The 20,470-nt window shown below is 34.0% G+C and carries 18 protein-coding genes; 4 read left to right on the top strand and 14 right to left on the bottom strand.

Annotation, left to right across the window (positions count from 1 at the left end):
* Positions 1 to 8: 8 nt before the first annotated feature.
* Both H3U97_RS05100 and H3U97_RS05105 read left to right on the top strand, forming a co-directional pair.
* Positions 9 to 1,418, top strand: coding sequence for a PTS fructose transporter subunit IIC (locus H3U97_RS05100; protein WP_086364843.1), 1,410 nt, complete (start codon positions 9 to 11; stop codon positions 1,416 to 1,418).
* 68 nt (positions 1,419 to 1,486) lie between these two features.
* Positions 1,487 to 1,924 carry a PTS sugar transporter subunit IIA gene (locus tag H3U97_RS05105; RefSeq protein ID WP_086320958.1) on the top strand — a complete coding sequence of 146 codons (438 nt, stop codon included), beginning with the start codon at positions 1,487 to 1,489 and terminating at the stop codon, positions 1,922 to 1,924.
* A gap of 116 nt (positions 1,925 to 2,040) precedes the next feature.
* Here the strand turns inward: H3U97_RS05105 and H3U97_RS05110 are convergent, their stop codons facing one another.
* The 14 genes from H3U97_RS05110 to rpsU all read right to left on the bottom strand — a co-directional run bounded on the left by H3U97_RS05110 (position 2,041) and on the right by rpsU (position 17,923).
* Positions 2,041 to 2,493 carry a hypothetical protein gene (locus H3U97_RS05110; protein ID WP_198198428.1) on the bottom strand — a complete coding sequence of 151 codons (453 nt, stop codon included), beginning with the start codon at positions 2,491 to 2,493 and terminating at the stop codon, positions 2,041 to 2,043.
* A 76-nt stretch (positions 2,494 to 2,569) separates the two neighbouring features.
* The gene (ribD, locus tag H3U97_RS05115) at positions 2,570 to 3,673 is read right to left on the bottom strand and encodes a bifunctional diaminohydroxyphosphoribosylaminopyrimidine deaminase/5-amino-6-(5-phosphoribosylamino)uracil reductase RibD (protein WP_198198429.1); all 1,104 of its coding nucleotides are present in this window, start codon (positions 3,671 to 3,673) and stop codon (positions 2,570 to 2,572) included.
* Between the two features lie 20 nt (positions 3,674 to 3,693).
* Complete coding sequence (nrdR, locus tag H3U97_RS05120; protein ID WP_034901142.1) at positions 3,694 to 4,146, bottom strand: transcriptional regulator NrdR; 453 nt, start codon at positions 4,144 to 4,146, stop codon at positions 3,694 to 3,696.
* Positions 4,147 to 4,308: 162 nt separating this feature from the next.
* Complete coding sequence (gene thrC, locus H3U97_RS05125; protein WP_198198430.1) at positions 4,309 to 5,598, bottom strand: threonine synthase; 1,290 nt, start codon at positions 5,596 to 5,598, stop codon at positions 4,309 to 4,311.
* 77 nt (positions 5,599 to 5,675) lie between these two features.
* The gene (thrB, locus tag H3U97_RS05130; protein ID WP_198198431.1) at positions 5,676 to 6,614 is read right to left on the bottom strand and encodes a homoserine kinase; all 939 of its coding nucleotides are present in this window, start codon (positions 6,612 to 6,614) and stop codon (positions 5,676 to 5,678) included.
* Positions 6,615 to 9,071: a bifunctional aspartate kinase/homoserine dehydrogenase I gene (thrA, locus tag H3U97_RS05135; RefSeq protein ID WP_086320961.1), complete on the bottom strand. Its 2,457-nt coding sequence runs from the start codon at positions 9,069 to 9,071 to the stop codon at positions 6,615 to 6,617.
* A 318-nt stretch (positions 9,072 to 9,389) separates the two neighbouring features.
* Positions 9,390 to 9,641: a hypothetical protein gene (locus H3U97_RS05140; RefSeq protein ID WP_131798787.1), complete on the bottom strand. Its 252-nt coding sequence runs from the start codon at positions 9,639 to 9,641 to the stop codon at positions 9,390 to 9,392.
* Between the two features lie 221 nt (positions 9,642 to 9,862).
* A complete protein-coding gene (locus H3U97_RS05145; RefSeq protein ID WP_198195756.1) occupies positions 9,863 to 10,615 on the bottom strand; it encodes an SDR family oxidoreductase in 753 nt (250 codons plus the stop codon).
* Between the two features lie 121 nt (positions 10,616 to 10,736).
* Entirely contained in the window at positions 10,737 to 11,189 is a 453-nt protein-coding gene (gene uspA / locus H3U97_RS05150; protein ID WP_086360228.1) for a universal stress protein UspA, read from the bottom strand.
* 64 nt (positions 11,190 to 11,253) lie between these two features.
* A complete protein-coding gene (gene pitA, locus H3U97_RS05155; protein WP_065614408.1) occupies positions 11,254 to 12,768 on the bottom strand; it encodes an inorganic phosphate transporter PitA in 1,515 nt (504 codons plus the stop codon).
* A gap of 68 nt (positions 12,769 to 12,836) precedes the next feature.
* Positions 12,837 to 13,808 (bottom strand): bile acid:sodium symporter family protein, encoded by a 972-nt coding sequence (locus H3U97_RS05160; protein WP_198198432.1) that lies wholly within the window; start codon positions 13,806 to 13,808, stop codon positions 12,837 to 12,839.
* Between the two features lie 63 nt (positions 13,809 to 13,871).
* The gene (rpoD, locus tag H3U97_RS05165) at positions 13,872 to 15,710 is read right to left on the bottom strand and encodes an RNA polymerase sigma factor RpoD (RefSeq protein ID WP_198198433.1); all 1,839 of its coding nucleotides are present in this window, start codon (positions 15,708 to 15,710) and stop codon (positions 13,872 to 13,874) included.
* A gap of 82 nt (positions 15,711 to 15,792) precedes the next feature.
* Positions 15,793 to 17,574 (bottom strand): DNA primase, encoded by a 1,782-nt coding sequence (dnaG, locus tag H3U97_RS05170; protein ID WP_034901120.1) that lies wholly within the window; start codon positions 17,572 to 17,574, stop codon positions 15,793 to 15,795.
* 133 nt (positions 17,575 to 17,707) lie between these two features.
* Positions 17,708 to 17,923, bottom strand: coding sequence for a 30S ribosomal protein S21 (rpsU, locus tag H3U97_RS05175; protein WP_034882800.1), 216 nt, complete (start codon positions 17,921 to 17,923; stop codon positions 17,708 to 17,710).
* Between the two features lie 182 nt (positions 17,924 to 18,105).
* Between rpsU and hemB the strand changes: the two genes are divergently transcribed.
* Both hemB and H3U97_RS05185 read left to right on the top strand, forming a co-directional pair.
* Positions 18,106 to 19,116, top strand: coding sequence for a porphobilinogen synthase (gene hemB, locus H3U97_RS05180; RefSeq protein ID WP_198198434.1), 1,011 nt, complete (start codon positions 18,106 to 18,108; stop codon positions 19,114 to 19,116).
* 428 nt (positions 19,117 to 19,544) lie between these two features.
* Positions 19,545 to 20,468, top strand: coding sequence for a hypothetical protein (locus H3U97_RS05185; protein ID WP_198198435.1), 924 nt, complete (start codon positions 19,545 to 19,547; stop codon positions 20,466 to 20,468).
* Positions 20,469 to 20,470 lie beyond the last annotated feature (2 nt).

A 20,470-nucleotide genomic window follows, 5' to 3' on the forward strand; every position in this document is an offset into this window, starting at 1 on the left:
AAATTGTTATGAAAAAAATACTAGCAGTAACAGGTTGTCCTACTGGTATAGCACATACCTATATGGCAGAAGAAGCATTGAAATCAGCAGCTCAAAAAGCTGGGGTTGAAATTAAAGTAGAAACCAATGGCGCAAGTGGTGTAGAAAACCTAATTACTGATGCAGATATTGCTGATGCAATAGGTGTGATTATTGCGGCTGATAAAGATGTTAATCCTGATCGTTTTAATGGATTACCGGTTATTGAAGTACCTGTAAAAGATGGTATTCATAAAGCGACTATGCTTATTGAAAAAATAAACTCAGGAACAGTACCTATTCGCAAAAAATTAAAAAACAACAGTCACTCATCAGAACTACCAAATCAAAATGAATTAAAAGAATCTATTGGTCGACAAATATATAAGCATCTTATGAGTGGTGTTTCAAATATGTTACCATTCGTTGTTGCTGGAGGAGTATTAATTGCATTGTCATTTCTATGGGGTATTTATTCCGCAGATCAAAGCAATCCTGAATATAATGAGTTTGCTGCATTACTAATGAAAATTGGTGGCCAAGCTTTCGGTATTATGGTCCCTATTTTTACAGGTTTTTTAGCTTATTCAATAAGTGGGCGACCAGGTATGGTAGCTGGTTTTGTCGGTGGTTTAATTGCTAATATAACTGGTGCAGGTTTTTTAGGTGGTATTATTGCTGGATTCGCTGCTGGTTATTTAATGCTGATTGTTAAAAGACTTTTAGATGGCCTTCCTCGTGCATTTGAAGGACTTAAATCAATTTTCATAATGCCATTAATAGGGGTATTTGTGATTGGTGCAGGCATGTTTTTACTTGGTGGACCGATTGCTGTTGTTAATAATGGCATGAAAGAATGGTTAGCCTCATTGCAATCTGCTAATCCTATTTTATTAGGAATTGTTATTGGTGGAATGTGCTCTTTCGACTTCGGTGGCCCTATCAATAAAGCTGCTTATGTAACAGGTACAATGCTGTTAGGAGAAGGTAATTACTATTTTATGGCTGGTGTTTCCGCTGCCTGCATTGTACCTCCTTTTGTTATTGCCTTTGCAACTACTATTTTCCGAAGTAAAGCATTTACTGAAGAAGAACGTGCTGCTGGCATTGTAAATTATATACTTGGTTCAACTCATATAACCGAAGGCGCTATTCCATTTGCTGCCAAAGATCCATTACACGTTATTCCAATTATGATGTTTTCATCAGCTATTGCCTCAGTATTAACTTTTATTAGTCAAATCCAAGTTCCTGCACCTCATGGAGGATTTTTAGTCCTACCTTTAGTCAATAAACCTTTCATGTGGGTTGGTTGTATTTTTATAGGTGCATTAGTCGGAGCGATTTTATTAGGTTTATGTCGTATACGTGAAAAACGAAAATCGACTGTTGAAAAATAAAAAGTCAATTATTAAATATGGCTAATAAATTGATCTTTTGAATATATATGAATTTTTAAGGTAAATAAATGAGCAATATACAATTAAAAATTGAAGATATATCTATTATAAATGGCGTTTATACTAAACAAGATGCAATAAAAGCGGTATCAGAAAATATGATAAAAGCGGGATTAGTAAAGCCCGATTATACTCAATCGATGTTCGATCGTGATCTGCAAATATCAACTTTTCTGGGTAATGGTATAGCAATTCCTCATGGAACTACCGATAAACGTGATAGTGTTATACAAACAGGATTAAAAGTTATCTATTACCCTGATGGTATAAATTGGGATGAAGATAATAATATTGCCTATGTTGTTATTGGTATAGCGGCAAAAAGTAATGAACACTTAGATATTTTGCGTCAATTAACAAGAGCAGTTATTGCTGAAGATACTTTAGCGCGAATTCAATCCGTTAAAAAACCAGAAGAGCTATTAACAATCCTTCAAGGCAACTAATATAACCATCCCATGAGAAGAGACGATATGAACTCATGGGAGGTTACCTCCAACTGATTAACAATCAATCAATTAAAGCGGTTAATACAGTAAGTTTTTAAACTATAAGAAGAATATTAGGTATTAAAAAATTCCAGACGATTATTGATAATTTTTTTATTGTTAACCATTTCAAATGAGATTAAAACGCCTTCCCAAGTAATACCTAAAACAATTAACATGCCTTCAAAATCATAGTAATAAAGCATATAATCTTTATTATAACTACCATCTTTAAATCTATAATTATGGTTAAATTCATCAGTTAATTCAAACGGGTGACCAATCTTAAAATCAAAACCAAGGTAACTTAAAATTTGATTAGCTTTATCAATTAAAAAAGTGTTATCCATAACTTCTTGAATTGATAATACTTCAACATGATCTAAAATATAAAAAAATTCAATTTGATAACCACCTTTTAGTATTCCTTGGACATCAGCATAACTGAAATCTTCAATAGTCTGATATTGATCTGAACTAAAAAAATCATCAATATTGAGCATACTAAATTTTGTTTTATCATACATATCAATTAAATCGCTTTTCTATTTTCCGTTTGATCTTATTCAAACTAGATTATTCAACTATCGCCAAGATTAAAGTTTACTTTCTTTTTAAAATAATCCTTAAATCATCACCGATCATTTCAACTGATTCAAAACGAAATTGCGGCGCTAATGAGAGTTTTTGTAGATTAGGTAATACGCACATGTCTTGGGCATTATGACCTAGCAATTTAGGAGCATAATATATGATTAATTCATCAACCAGATCTTGTTCAATTAGTGCACCGGCTAAATGAGCTCCAGCTTCAACCCATACAGAATTAATTTGTTGCTCAGCTAATATGGATAATAACTTTGATAAATCAACTTGATGATTATTTGATGATTCAATGATAAGTTTGCTATTTGAAGATAATATTGGCAGATTTTGCTTGCGAACAATCCATATTTCACCAGATTGATCGAAAATATTTTCATTACCCATCATTTGATTTTGACTATCGATTATCACTCGTACTGGTTGGCGAACTTCATCGAAAGGATAAATTTTTTTAATTGAATCAGGCAATTCACTAAATCTAACAGTTAAACTGGCATTATCAGCTTGAACTGTTTTCCTTGTGCTCAATATACAACTAGCTTGAGCTCTATATTGTTGAACATCTTGTCTTGCTAATGCAGATGTAATCCATTTACTTTCACCGGAGGCCATAGCAATTTTACCATCCAATGAAACCGCCATTTTAAGTTGAACGTATGGCAGACCTGTTCGCATACGTTTTAAAAAACCTTTATTAATCGTTTCGGCTTGCTCGGTTAAAACGCCAACTTGAACTTCAATTCCAGCATCTTTTAATCGTTTAATGCCATTACCAGCAACGTTAGGATTAGGATCTTGCATAGCAATAATTACCCGCTTTATGCCAGCTTGAATAAGAGCGTCAGCACAAGGTGGAGTTCGGCCAAAATGACTGCAAGGTTCTAATGTTACATAAGCCGTTGCCCCTTTTGCTTGGTCACCAGCCATTCTTAATGCATAAACTTCGGCATGAGGTTGCCCGGCTTTTTGATGATAACCTTTGCCAATGATCTGATCATTTTTAACAATAACACAACCAACATTAGGATTAGGGGTAGTGGTAAAGCGACCAAGTTCAGCGAGCTCTATAGCTTGCTGCATATAATATAGATCTTTATCCATAGCTATCTTTTAAATTAAGATTATTTTTGTTGCAACTTCGCTATTTCATTACTGAATTGTTCAATATCATCAAAACTGAAATAAACAGAAGCAAAGCGTATGTAAGCAACTTTATCAAGATTTCTAAGCTCTTCAATTACAAAATCACCAATTAATTTTGCCTGCACTTCACGTTCGCCAGTAGCTCTAAGTTTTGATTTAATACGCGTAATAGCATCTTCAATTGCATCAAAACTAACCGGACGTTTTTCAAGAGCTCGTTTTATACCATTACGAAGTTTTTCTTCATTAAAAGGTTCTCGAACCTTATTACTTTTAATAACATTAGGCATAATTAATTCAGCCACTTCAAAGGTTGTGAAACGTTCATTACATTCGACACATTGTCGACGACGACGAACTTGAAAACCTTCACCAACTAATCGAGAATCAATAACCTTTGTATCATCAGCATTACAAAACGGACAGTGCATAAATATATCCTGAAAACGTTTAACCTACATTACAATAGCTGAAATTATTATTTTAAACAAGATTTAAGCTAAGTAATATAAGTTACTGCATACTATTTCTAACTGCAGTATACTCAAATGAATGTTAGATTTCCGCCACTTATTTAGTGACGGAAAATTGATTTACCATGTTAATGAGATTAAAAAATCGCGTAATTTTGCAAAATCATCTGGCATATAATGAGACAGCAACGGCATTTCAGCCCTTTCAGCTAATGCAGGTGGTAATGGAATGGATCGACCAAGAATATCCTCTACCACTTCTTTAAACTTGGCTGGATGAGCTGTTCCTAAAAATAAACCATACTCCCCTTCTTGCAATTGATCGCGTAAAGCTCGATAAGCAATAGCTCCATGAGGCTCAGATAAATAACCCTTTTTATCCAATTGTTGAACGGTTTGTACAGAAACCTTATCAGAAACAGCTGCATGACCTAATGATTTTAATACCCAACCTTCTCGTTGATAAATTTCCTCAATTCTTGGCCAGTTATTAGGCTGACTTACATCCATAGCATTAGATAATGTAGCTACAGTTTTATGAGGTTCCCACTTACCTGTTTCTAAATAACGAGGAACAGTGTCGTTGGCATTAGTTGCAGCAATAAAACGTTTAATTGGCAATCCCATAGTTTTAGCCAGCAATCCGGCAGTTAAATCACCAAAGTTACCGCTTGGCACAGAAATAACTAATTGTTCTCGTTGTTTTGCTGTCAATTGAGCATAAGCTTCAAAATAATAACAAATTTGCGCTAAAAGCCGACTTATATTAATAGAGTTTGCTGAGTTTAAACCAATAGCAGTTTTTAACTCTTCATCATCAAAAGCCTTTTTAACTAATGCTTGGCAGGCATCAAAATCACTTTGAATAGCAATGGTGTGAATATTATCACCTAAAGTACAAAATAGTTTTTCTTGTAACGGGCTAATTTTACCTTCTGGATATAAAATCACTACGCGAATATTCGGTAAGTGATAAAAAGCATGCGCAACAGCTGCACCAGTGTCCCCAGAGGTTGCCGTCAAGATTGTGATTTTTTTATCCGCAGCGACTTGAACTAATGCTTGTGCCATAAAGCGGCCACCAAAATCTTTAAATGCTAATGTTGGACCATGATACAGTTCAAGTGAACCGATATCATCTTCTACTGATTTGACTGGAGCTGGGAATTGGAAGGCATTTTGTACTAATCGATGCATATCGTTATCACTAATTTCATTACCAATAAAAGCCAATAATATTTTGGCACTTCTAGTAACAAAATCCATATTTAGCAATGACTCTATTTCTGCATCTGAAAATTTTGGTAATTGCTCTGGGAAAAATAATCCTTGCCCTTTACCTAATCCTTGTTGTACGGCCTGAGCAAAACTAACTTGTTCAGAATGATCTTTTAAGTTATACAATTTCATAATTTGTTCCAACTATTTTATACTTTAATTGTTTTCTTTTTGATTTAATCTTATTGTTAAATTGAATAACAATTAACTTAAATCACTCTTGCACCTTGTGGATCTATTTTACAAATATGGGTAAAACCATCTTCATTTTGTAGATAAGAGCTTTTTAATAATGACTCTATCTGCTGTGCCGTTTCAAGATTATCCGCCACAACAAACATCGTCGGTCCAGATCCTGATATCCCTGAAGCTAATGCACCAAGTTGTTTTACTTTCTTTTGAGTTTCATCAAAATTAGGTAGTAATTGTTTACGATAAGGTTCAGCAATATTATCAATTAACATTGCCGCAGCAAGTTTAGGTTGTTTAGTATAACAAGCATGCAAAAAACCACCGACATAGCGACCATGAGCGACACAATCAGCTTTTTGGTATTGAGCAGGCAGAATAGCTCTGGCTTCTGCTGTAGAGACTTTAATACCAGGATAGGCCATTACCCAATACCAATTTTCAAAGTGAGGTATCGACTCACTGATAACACCCATTTCATCAAGAATAAGTTGCATACCACCTAAATAACAAGGAGCGACATTATCATAATGGACACTACCAGATATACGCCCTTCTAGCTCTCCCATCATCGAAAGCATTTCAAACTCATTAAATGGTTCATTAAAAAACTTATTTAATGTAACAAAAGCACCAACTACTGAGCAAGCACTTGATCCTAAACCAGAACCAATTGGCATATTTTTTTCAAGAGTTATACTAACAGGCAATGTTTTATCCATAGCCTTACAGAAACGCTGCCAACATTGATAAACAATATTGAATTTTGGGTCTTTTGGCAGTTTTTTGACAAACTGACCTTTGCAAGTAAGGTTAAACTCAGTTGCAGACTCAATAGTAATACAGTCACCTAACATTGCACCACTAATTGGATTGATTGCCGCCCCCAAAATATCAAAACCAACACTAATGTTTGCCATTGATGCAGGAGCATAAACAGTTAATGATTTATGACTCATTTAGCCTCCAATTTTTCCCGATGTGGTTCGTAGAATGTCAGCAAAAACACCTGCTGCTGTCACGTCATTACCAGCGCCATAACCACGTAATACTAATGGAATTGGTTGATAATACCTAGTATAAAATGCTAAAGCATTTTCACCATTTTTAACTTTATAAAGTGGATCATCTGTATCTACAGCTTCAATTTTGACGCAACATTGACCACCATCAATACTACCTACATATCGTAATACTTTTCCTTCTTTGGCTGCTTTTTCTGATTTTTCTTTAAATTCAGCATCTAGTTGTGGTAGTTTTGACATAAACTCATCGATATTACCTTGAGAATATTCCGCAGGCAGAACTGATTCAACTTTAATTTGATCTAATTCCAGTTGTAATCCTGATTCTCTGGCTAAAATCAACAATTTTCTGGCTACATCTGTCCCTGATAAGTCATCACGAGGATCTGGTTCGGTAAAGCCCTTTTCTTTCGCCAATTTAGTCGCTTCTGATAAAGACATACCTTCATCTAATTTGCCAAAAATAAAAGATAACGATCCAGATAATATGCCGGAAAACTTGATCAGTTCATCACCAGCATTGAGCAGATTTTGTAAATTTTCTATTACAGGTAAACCAGCACCAACATTGGTATCATATTGAAACTTACGTTTACTATTGGCCGCTTCTTGACGTAGACGAAGATAATAAGCCATTGAACTTGTATTGGCTTTCTTATTCGGTGTGACCACATGGAAGCCATTGGCAAGGAAATCAACATATTTATCTGATACATCACTACTTGAAGTACAATCAACTAAAATTGGATTAAGTAATCGATTGTTTTTAGCAAAATCAATAATACTATTTAGAGTATAATCTGTATCACTTTGTTTTATTTGATCACGCCAATTAGCTAAATCAATACCATCACGATTAAGTACAGAATGTTTGGAATTGAATAAACCACAAACCCGTAAATCGATCTGTTTATTTTTAAGCCATTTTTGTTGACGACCAATTTGATCGACCAATGCACCACCAACACCACCAACACCAATAACAAACACATCTAGCATTTTGTCTGTACCAAAAAGCATTTGGTGCGTTACACGTACTCCCATTACAGCAACATCATTATCAACCACAACCGAAATTGAACGCTCTGATGAACCTTGTGCAATTGCTACGATGTTAATATTGGCTCGAGCTAATGCAGTAAAGAAGTTAGCTGATAAACCACGTAACGTTCGCATACCATCACCAACAACAGAAATAATTGCCAATTTGTCAATCACTTCGATAGGTTCAAGTAAGCCATCTTTTAATTCTAAATAAAATTCATCACTTAATGCCTCTTCAGCACGATATAGTTCGGTTTGAGGAACACAAAAACTAATACTATATTCAGATGATGATTGAGTAATCAGTACCACCGAAATCCCGGCATAAGTCATAGCAGAAAATACTCGAGCAGACATACCTACCATACCTTTTAGCCCTGGCCCTGATACATTAATCATCGCCATATTATTTAAATTGGTTATACCTTTTACTGGAGTTGAACTATCCACAACATTAGCACCAATTAAAGTCCCCGGAGCATCTGGATTATTGGTATTTTTAATTAAGCATGGAATTTGGAATTGGGCGATTGGCAAAATTGTTCTTGGATGAAGCACTTTTGCACCAAAGTAAGATAACTCCATTGCCTCTTGATAAGACATGGTTTTTAATAATTTGGCATCTGGAACAATTCGAGGATCACACGTATAAACCCCATCCACATCGGTCCAAATTTCACAGCTATTTGCACGTAAACATGCAGCTAAAACTGATGCCGAATAATCAGATCCATTACGACCAAGAACAACTAATTCACCTTTTTCATTTCCGGCGGTAAAACCTGGCATCAAAATAATATTTTCTGGTGGAATATTCATTTCGCTGATGCGATGGGAAGATTCAACAATATCAACCGTTGATTCTAAATAATCACCTTCGGCAATTAACATTGCTACCGGATTAATTACGGTCACTGCATGACCTTTTGCTTTTAGCACCTCTTGCATGATTGCAATTGAAAGTTTTTCACCTCTGCAAATGATAGTAGCATTAATACTGTCAGGACATTGACCTAATAACCGAATACCTTCTAACAATTGTTTGACATTATTTAACTCATTGAGTGCAAATTTTTTCATCTCTTCATAGGCAAAATTAGGCAGTGCTTGTGATATTCCTGCTAAGAGATCCGCAAAGATTTTTTCTGCATCATAAATATTTGTTTGTATATCTTGTCGTGCTACAGTTTTTTCAACCATTGCGACTAAATGATTGGTAATTTTAGCTGGTGCAGATAAAACTGTTGCTGTTTGTTCTTGTTTAGCATTATTCTCAATAATCTCTGCTACACGCAAAAAGCGTTCTGCGTTAGCAACAGATGTTCCTCCAAATTTTAAAACTTTCATATCACACCTTACTTATTTTTCTAATTTATGCCAATGACAATTCAAAATGCAATTTTTTAGAATCACTTATAAAATCAATATTTTGAATTCTTTTTTTCTGTTATTAATGTTTTTAAATATTTTTTATTTTATAAAACAAAAAACCCGCCTTTTTTGGCGGGTTTTCGATATTTTTAAGGAAAAATCAACCCGCCCTATAATTAATAATAGTGCCGGTGGTGCCAATAATACCTGAAATCATCATCATAGTTTTCATTATTTTTCCTAAAAAAATCCCTAAACAAAACAGCCTGACATTTTCATGTCAGGCTGTAAAAATTAAAAAACTTTTTTGCTGTTTTCGTATTCGTTCACTACCTTATTTAAGGCTTGGTAGATACTTTCTGCATCCTGTTTTTTTAATGCTTCATCAAGTATATTGAGATACGATAACATTAACTTCTGATTGTCTTCAGCAAATTGTGGCGAAACTTCCTGATCTTCATATAACATGACATAAGTACGCGCAAATCCAAAGATCAAAAAATAAACTGATGCATTTTTTGGATCATCTTGGATTAAAGTCCTCATAGCCTTACGTAGTTTTACATACGAGTCGGTACCAGGTAAGCTTGTCGCAAATGTTTTTGTTACGTCAGAAAATGTCATTGCTAAAACCTCAATCAAAATCACAAGCGAAAAGGATAGCAATCCATTAACATAAGTGCAAGTCTATTTTGATTTTCAATTCTATTTTTTTATTATTTTTTATTTAACACATTGATATATATCAATGCCAATTTGGTTTAATGTTAAACTTGTTTACAAACAGATAACCCTGCCGAAGCTTGGGCAACTGGCATAATTTCAATTGAATTCACATTAAAATGATTTGGTGTATTCACTAACCATGACACCGTATTAGCAATATCCTCAGGAGTAACATAATCAACATCTTTATAAACTGTCGCGGCTTGTTCGTCATTACCATGGAATCGTACATTTGAAAATTCTGTACCACCACATAATCCTGGTTCAATATTTGTTACTCTGATTCTTTTACCTAATAAATCTGTCCGTAAATTAGCACTAAATTGCTTAACAAATGCTTTTGAGGCACCATAAACATTACCACCTTTATAAGCATAAGTTCCCGCCACTGATCCAAGATTTATTATGTAACCATAATTGCGTTCAACCATACTCGGTAAAATTTGATGAGTTAGGTGAACTAAGCCAATAATATTAGTTTGAATCATGGTTTGCCAATCATTGTAGTCAGCTTCATATGCAGGTTCTAATCCCAGTGCCAATCCAGCATTATTGATTAATATATCAATCGGTTGAAATTCTTTCGGTAGTTGTAACAAGATGGTTTCGACTGCATCTTTTTTGGTGACATCAAACGTTAAAGGTAAAAAATTATCCCCTAACTGATCAGCAAGTTTCTGTAATTTATCACCTCTTCTTGCAGCACCAATGACTTTATAACCGTCAGCAATAAGTTTTCGACAGATAGCTTGACCGAAACCAGAAGAAGCCCCAGTAACTAAAGCGATATTCATATTCAATCCCCTTTACTCATGATAATTGTCTGAATTTACCTTTATAATATTGAAGTAAATAATAGATTATTCTGCATTAAATACAAAAAACCCGCTATATAGCGGGTTGACATCGAATATTTCATTTAGCTGGTTCTTCGGAAAGCTCTTCATCTTTCAAAGGAACAATCAACGTATCAATATGGGTATTATTAATTAGTTGACGAGCAGAAGACATTAATTTGCTCCAGAAATCTTGGTGATGACCACAAACAACCAGATCTGCACCATATTCATGGATAGCTTCAATTAATACTTGGCCAAATTCACCATTGCCAGAAAGAGTGTGTGCAATTGGATAACCAGCATCATCAGCAAGTTTATTCAATGCAATATGAGCATCTTCAGTGATACGATCTTTCATATCATTCATATTAATATCAACTAAACCAGTATAAAGATCAGAATAATTAATACCGACATGAATTAGTGATATTTGAGCATTATATGGTCTAGCCATAGAGACTGCTTTTTCAACAAGAACTTCACTTTCAGGTGATAAATCCACTGCGACTAAAATATGTTTATAAGCCATAATATTCACTCCTTCCTATTTTTGACACTCTAATTAAATTAGAATTTATACTTCCTTTTTACTACTAAATTAATTTTTGAGCAAGCCAAAATAATGACCCAGATAACAAAATTGAAATTGGCAATGTAAGAATCCAAGTTAATGCAATATTTTTAATTGTTTTACTTTGTACTCCACCACCATCAACAATCATCGTACCAGCAACCGATGAGGAAAGAACTTGAGTTGTTGATACAGGCATTCCAGTATAGCTTGCTATACCGATTGATAATGCGGTTGTAATTTGTGCAGAGACGCCTTGAGCATAAGTCATCCCTTTTTTACCGATTTTTTCACCAATGGTTACTGCAACCCGTCGCCAACCTATCATAGTACCTACAGCAAGCGCTGAAGCTACGCCGATAATAATCCAAACTGGCGCGTACTCTACTGTTTTTAATAAATCATTATTTAGCGATTTTAAGTATTGCTTATCTTCTGCAGGTACATTTGGTTGTTTAGCAACATGAGATACCGTATCGGATAAACATAATAAAATACGTCTAGCCTGGGAGCGTTGATCTACATTAAGAGAACCATAATCATTCATTTTATTAAACAAATTATTAGCAATCCCTAATGTAGTAAACGAACGAGAGTAATCACAATGATATTGATTTAAATCATTTACAGGAATTGAAGTATCTACAGCAGACTGTTTTCCTATTACAGTATTAAGTTCATCATTATGGGTAATAAAATATTCTTCAATATTATGAATGGCATTCCTAGTATTAGTAATTTCATAGGTTGATGCTCCCATATTTACAATAAATCCAGCAGGCGCAATTCCCATTAATACTAGCATTAATAAACCAATACCTTTTTGCCCGTCATTAGCGCCATGAGAAAAACTTACTCCAGCAGCAGAAATGATCAACATTATGCGAATCCAAAATGGTGGTTTTTTCTTACCATAGAGTTTTTCGCGTTGTTCGGGCGTCATAAAAATACGCTCTCTTTTTTTACTACGTTTTTTACTTTGACCTTTACGAGTCCAATATTTCCTCAGTAAAAAAATCATTAATCCGGCTATTACAAGACCAACAACAGGCGAAATTATTAATGATAAAAAGATTTGAATCATTTTAGGAATATTAAGTGCATCAATAATAGAAGTATCCATAATAAATGCATTAGCCAATGCAACACCAATAATTGCACCAATTAAAGTATGAGAGCTTGACGCTGGTATACCTACATACCATGTACCTAAATTCCATATAATAGCGGCAAATAAAATCGAAAATACCATTGCCAGGCCATGTGCAGAACTTACATTTAATAATAAATCAGTAGGTAAAAGATGAACAATTGCATAAGCAACACTAAGTCCACCAAGCAATACTCCAAAAAAGTTAAACATACCAGCCATAAAAACAGCAAGCTGTTCTTTTAATGCTCTAGTATATATTACTGTCGCAACTGCGTTTGCGGTATCATGAAAGCCATTAATTGCCTCGTAAAAAAGAACAAAAAATAGTGCTAAAACTAGTAATATAATGGTTGAAAAGTCTAAATCAGCAAATAGATGAAACATAATATATCTTTCTGTTGTTAATAGCGGCTCTATTATCCTTGAGAATACCGCAATGAGCAAAACAATTTTTACATTTTTCGTTTCGCATAATGGGAGGCTAGAACAGCACAGATCATTAATTGAACTTGATGAAAAATCATTAACGGCAAAATCATTATTCCAGTTATAGACATAGGGAAAATCACACTAGCCATAGGAATACCACTTGCAAGGCTTTTTTTAGAACCACAAAATACAATTGTGATTTCATCTTCTTTGCTAAAACCCAACAATCGCGAGCTATAAGTAGTAATTAATAACACGATGGTTAACAAAATTATCGAATAAAAAATAATTTCTAAAAGAGATAAAAAACTAACTTTTGCCCAAATACCATTAACTACCGCATCACTAAAAGCAACATAAACAACTAATAATATTGATATACGGTCAGTTTTTGAAATAACACTTTTATATTTATCCACCCATTTCCCAATAAAACGTCTGGATAAATGACCAACTACAAAAGGTAACATCAGTTTAAGCATAATAGATTCAATGGCATCTAAAATATTCATTGAAGCAGCGGCTTGAGTATGCATTAATAGACCGACTAAGACAGGAGTAATAAATACACCTAATAATGTCGATGCCGATGCGCTACAAATTGCTGCAGCCACATTACCTTTTGCTATTGATGTAAAAGCAATTGCAGATTGAACCGTAGCCGGTAAAACACAAAGGTAAACAAAGCCTAGATAAAGATCTTCCGATAAAAAAGTTGGTACAAGTAGTTGCATCATCATCCCTAGAATAGGGAACACCACGAAAGTAATAACAAATATCAATAAATGCAATCGCCAATTTTTTATACCAATAACTATTGCATCAAATGACAATTTTGCTCCATGCATAAAAAATAATAGACCAATAGCAAAAGTTGTGAGAGTTTCAAAAATAACCTTTGCTTGTCCTTCACATGGGAAAATACTTGCCGTCATCACAACACAAATCAAAATCAGCAAGAATGAGTCAATTTTAAAACGTTGAATTATATTCATGATATTAGTTTGATTAGTTAAAAAAATCGCCACAAAAGTGGCGATATATCTAAAGTTATACTTTTACTCTAGGAAGCTTCGTAGTACATCAGATCGGCTTGGGTGACGTAATTTACGTAATGCTTTCGCCTCAATCTGACGAATACGTTCACGTGTTACATCAAATTGTTTACCAACCTCTTCAAGAGTGTGGTCGGTATTCATATCAATACCGAATCGCATGCGTAACACTTTAGCTTCACGTGGTGTTAAGCCAGATAAAATATCACGTGTTGCACTACGCAGACTTTCAGATGTAGCGGCTTCTAATGGTTGTTCAAGTGCTGTATCTTCAATAAAATCACCTAAATGTGAATCTTCATCATCACCAACTGGTGTTTCCATTGAAATAGGCTCTTTAGCAATTTTCAATACTTTACGAATTTTCTCTTCAGGCATTTGCATGCGTTCAGATAACTCTTCTGGCGTTGGTTCACGACCAATTTCTTGTAACATCTGACGTGAAATTCGATTTAGCTTATTGATTGTTTCAATCATATGTACAGGTATACGTATTGTTCTTGCTTGGTCAGCAATTGAACGTGTAATCGCTTGTCGAATCCACCAAGTCGCATATGTAGAGAATTTATATCCTCGGCGATATTCAAACTTGTCAACAGCCTTCATCAAGCCAATGTTACCTTCTTGAATAAGATCTAAGAACTGTAAACCTCGGTTAGTATATTTTTTCGCTATTGAAATTACCAAACGTAAATTGGCTTCTACCATCTCTTTCTTAGCTCGTCGGGCTTTTGCTTCACCGATAGACATTCGTCTATTAATGTCTTTAATTTGCTCAATAGAAAGATTCGTTTCTGTTTCTATCTGTTGTAAACAGATAATTTCAGCCTCAATTGGCGCTTCAAATTCCATTAAATTAGCAGCAAAAGCGCCTTTACCTGTGACGGCTTTTTTATACCAATTCATGTTATTTTCATTGCCACTAAAATACGTCATAAATTGTTTTTTCGGCATTTTACACTGTTCAACACAGATCTTCATAATTACACGTTCATGTGCTCTTACGCGATCCATCATGCTTCTCATATTATTAACAAGAATATCAAATTGTTTACCTACTAATCTGAATTGTTTGAAAACTTCAGATAAATTTTCAATTTCTTGTTGTGCTTTTTTATGAGCACGGCCATATTTTTTTATTGCTGCTGAGGTTTTATCATGCTGTTCTTTAAGTTCAGAAAATTTCGCTCTTGCCACTTCAGGATCAATTGAAACATCATCATCAGCTGAGGAATCGCCATCTTCTTCACTTTCGTCATCGTTATCATCGATATCGATTTCAGCTTCACTCTCTTCCAACTCTTCTGGAAGATCTTCAGATGCTTCTTCAGCATTAGGATCAACAAAACCAGTAATAAGATCAGATAAACGAACCTCACCACTTTCCACTAAATTGTATTGTTCTAAAAGATAAGTAATCGCTTCTGGGTATTCAGATACTGAGGTTTGAACTTGATTAATACCATCTTCAATACGTTTAGCGATATCAATTTCACCTTCACGAGTTAATAGTTCAACTGCACCCATTTCACGCATATACATACGGACAGGATCTGTCGTTCTGCCTATTTCTGATTCTACATTAGATAAAACTAGTGCTGTAGCTGCTTCAACGGCCTCTTCATCCGGAACATTATCTGAAAGTAATAATTCATCTGAATCTGGGGCTTCTTCAAGTACTTGAATGCCCATATCATTGATCATTTGGATAATATCTTCAATCTGATCTGAATCAATGATTTCTTCAGGCAAGTGATCATTGACATCAGCATAGGTCAGGTATCCTAGCTCCTTTCCTCGGATGATCAGGAGTTTTAACTGTGATTGAGAATTTTGCTCCATAAAGGTATCCACATTTAGTTATTCGGTCATGTATATTATATATGCAGAATAAGAAATAATTTTCTACATATACCCTGTATATTTAGTCTTTTTTTGATAAAACAAGTATTAATGTCGCTAATTCTTTTTTCTCTGCGGTACTTAATCCGGAGACTCTCTCTTTTGCGATCAGTTCATCTTGCCTTTGGGCGAGTATATTATCATATAACTCTTTTAAAGTATGAGAAAAAATTGACTCTATTTCATCATCTTGGTAATGGTACTCCCATGTAGCCAAACGACTTAACTGTTTATAAAATGGTCGACTAGTACACTCTGTTAATATCTGTGCTGTAGTTATATTTGGGTATTGTTGACATAATTCAAGTAGCTCAATAAATATATCTATGCCTGCTAAATTAACTTGTCGCATAACATTAATATCTGCAACCATTTTAGCCATATTCGGATATTGCAGTAATAAACCAATCAAAATCCGCATGGTCGTTAATTTCATCTGCGGTGCAGACACGGCCTCAATAGGTTTATTTTCACTTTTATTTTGATTAGCGGCAATAAGTTGTTCTATTTGTGATATATCAAGTAGACCTAAGTAACGACCTAATTTCTGAAGTAAATTAAGTCTGAATGCTTTTGCTTTAACTTGCTCAAGTAAAGGTATGGCAAGCGAACTCAATTTAGCTTTACCTTCAGCAGTTTTTAGGTCAACTTGTTTTAATAATTCATCAAATAAAAATTCAGATAAATTAGGAGAATTTTTTACATAATCTTCAAAACCGTCTTTACCAACTTTACGCACAAAACTGTCAGGATCTTCATCTTGTGGTAAAAAAGCAAAAGTAATTTCTTTACCATCAATCAAACAAGGTAGTAATACATTAAGTGCTCGCCAAGCTGCGCTTCGCCCTGCATTATCACCATCATAACAAAATATGACAGAATCAGTTGCTCTAAATAATAATTTGATATGTTCTTCAGAGGTTGATGTACCTAATGCAGCAACCGCATAATCAACTCCGTATTGAGCAAGTGATACGACATCCATATATCCTTCAACCACAATCAGTTGTTCTGGATTTCGATTAACCTCTTGAGCTTCATAAAGACCATATAATTGGAAACCTTTATGAAAAATTGGCGTTTCTGGTGAATTAATATATTTGGCTGAATCATTAACAATCGTTCTACCTCCAAAAGCAATGACATTACCTTGCCTATCGCGAATTGGAAACATTATACGACCACGGAAACGATCATATTGATTACCACTATCATTGGTAACTAACATGCCAGCTTGATTATATAATTTTGTTTCAGCTTTAGTTTTTACCACATTTTGTGAAGTTAAACGCCATTCATTAGGCGCATAACCTATTTTATATCTAGTTATAATCTCTTGATTTAAACCACGTTGTTCAAGATACATATGGGCATCTTTTGAAGTCGATAATGCTAATTGCTGTTGGTAGAAATCGGTGATTTTTGCCATCAGGGAGTAGAGATCACGACGCAAATTACGCGATTCAATTTGCTTTGATTGATCTGCTTGATTAGTATTACTTTCTGTGTAAGGAACTCGAATACCTTGCATACTAGCAATTTCTTCAATGGCTTCAGGAAATGTTAGTCGTTCATACTGCATTAAAAAATTTACAGCAGAACCTGATGCACCACATCCAAAACAGTAGTAAATTTGTTTTTTTTCATTTAATGAAAAAGAAGCGGTTTTTTCATCATGAAAAGGACAACAACCAAAATAATTATTTCCCTTTTTTTTCATTTTAACGCGCTTACCTATCACATCAAGAATACTTGTGCGGGCAAGCAAATCTAAAATAAAATCGCGAGGAATAAGACCTTTCATGATAAAATTCAACCAATTATGGCATTATAAAAAGACAACAAGCCGTAATAATAATACGGCTTGTTAAAATTGTTTATATCTAGAATATAAATGAATTGTTTTTTAAAAACAATTTAAATTTTCAGTATAAAAATTAATATAGACGAGTGCGACGAGCGTTTTCTCTTTCTAATTTCTTAGCATGGCGTTTAACAGCAGCTGCTTTTGCGCGTTTACGAATAGTTGTTGGTTTTTCGTAAAATTCACGATTACGAACTTCAGCTAATACTCCTGCTTTTTCGCAAGAACGTTTAAAACGACGTAATGCTACATCGAAAGGTTCATTTTCACGTACTTTAATTACTGGCATGTGCCTCTCACCTCAAATTTGTTTAATATCACAAAGGACTAAAATTAGTGCGCAATTTTACTCCTATTTGGTATGGGTTGTAAAGTAAAATATCGTATAATTACTATATGATAAATTAATTTGCTAATCTACTTTTTCAATCAGATAATAAAATAGTTTAATTAAGGATATATAGGTGTTTTATGTCGTCTTTCTTTACTGGTCAATATCCACAAAAACGTTTACGTCGAAACCGTGCACAAGATTTTAGTCGTCGTCTGGTAGCAGAAAATCATTTGACGGTTAATGATCTAATTTATCCAGTATTTATTGTTGAAGGCAACAATATCAGTCAATCCGTACCATCAATGCCAAATGTAAAACGAATGAGTATTGATATATTAGTGAAAGAAGCTGAACAAGTTGCTAAACTAGGTATACCAGTACTCTCATTGTTTCCGGCTATTGATTCTTCACTTAAATCACTATTGGCCGAAGAAGCTTATAACGATAAAGGTTTAGTTCCTAGATCAATTCGAGCATTAAAAAAAGAAATACCAGAACTTGGAATTTTAACCGATGTCGCTCTCGATCCTTATACAACACACGGTCAAGATGGTATTATTGATGACAACGGTTATGTTCTCAATGATATATCTGTCGAAGCTTTAAAAAAACAAGCATTAATACAAGCTGATGCTGGGGCAGATATTATTGCACCAAGTGATATGATGGATGGACGAATTGGCGCAATACGTAAAGAGCTAGAATCACATAATTTTGTTAATAGCCAAATAATGGCTTACTCGGCAAAATATGCATCTAGCTTTTATGGACCTTTCCGTGATGCAGTTGGTTCAGCCAATAATATCAAAGGTGGTAACAAAAAGACCTATCAACTTGATCCAGCCAATAGCAATGAAGCCTTACAAGAAATTTATCAAGATTTAAGTGAAGGCGCAGATATGGTCATGGTTAAACCTGGATTGCCCTATCTAGATATCGTTCGTCGAGTAAAAGAAACTTTTGCAGTACCTACATTTGCCTATCAAGTATCAGGAGAATATGCAATGTTAATGGCTGCAATCGAAAACGGTTGGTTAGATGAAAAGTCTACTATCATGGAATCTCTACTCTGTTTCAAACGAGCAGGCGCCGATGGCGTGTTAACTTATTTTGCTAAGCAAGTAGCTCAATGGCTCAATAACCAGTGATAGCTACATTATATTTATCATATCAATTTGCTAATTATAGTGAATTGATATGATTAACCACGGAAAAATAAGCACAACTTTTTAAAGCAAAATCGAATCTCTTTAGATAAAAAAATAACCAAAATTAGCTCAATCAAAAATTTTCATAATAAATAACATCATTAATGTTTTAATTTTTTTTATAAACATTAAATTAAATCAATTACAAAATCGTAATTTATGGATAAAATATATTAAGTTACTTATTCTGACACTAAAAGTCACAAATTAATCGCTGATAGTAAAGATTAGTTTGATGTAATGATCAAGTAACGACGCGATAACAGAATTATTCTGCCCATAGCTAGAATAAACCGATGAATCGAAATATTAATATCGCTATTAGATATAAATAAAATTTTAACCAATAACATTAAGAAGCCAATATTATGAAAAATTATATCTATCTATTTTTATTAAGTATTTTCTTATTAACTGGATGTGATAATAAAAAAAACAGCCAATCATCATCTGATGAAACTCCAACGACTAATCAAAATAACGAAGTTAATACTAATACCCAAAATGATACAACTGATAAAACTACAGGTACAACAAATAACAATGAAGACAATACAATCAAATCTAGTAATGACAATAAATCACAGTTACCAACCCAAGTAACTAATAGTTATCTATTTCATACCGAACCAGAGTTGTTACCTAATAAGAAACTCATTAAACAGCAAACTATTCAAAGTTCGGATAAAAAATCTATTAATTATAACGATAAAGGTTATGTTAAAGATTACGACTTGGAAGGATTATATGGCGAAATAAATTATGATACAGCTAAATACATTTATGGTATGAAAGATACCAGAAACAGTTATGACATTACCTTCGATGAATCTAAAAATATTATTGGTATGAAAAATAGTAATGATGAAATTGTTGCTATTAGTGAATTTGATGAACAAGGCCGTTTAGTTGAAACCACTTTATCTAACTTCGCTGATAATAATATTAATTTTACCAGTAAGATTATTTATGAAAATGATCTGGTTGAACAAGTATTATATAACGCTTATGTAAAAATGGATGATAAAAAACAATTACCCGTTTTAGTAAGAGAAAAAGATGTTATTTATAATGCAAACAAGCAATTAGAAAAAACGATTACTCGAACCTTTAAATTATCTGCCAAAGGTGAAGTCATCATTAATGATAAAAATGAACAAGAATTGGAATCAACTGAAACTTGTAATTACTCTGAATATAACCAAAATAATGACTGGACCAAAGCTGTTTGTGAAACAACCGGAAATGGTTCCAGCAAAATTAATTTAACCAGAACCATCGAGTATCTATAACT

The sequence above is a fragment of the Gilliamella sp. W8128 genome, assembly GCF_016100545.1.
Classification (GTDB): domain Bacteria; phylum Pseudomonadota; class Gammaproteobacteria; order Enterobacterales; family Orbaceae; genus Gilliamella; species Gilliamella apis.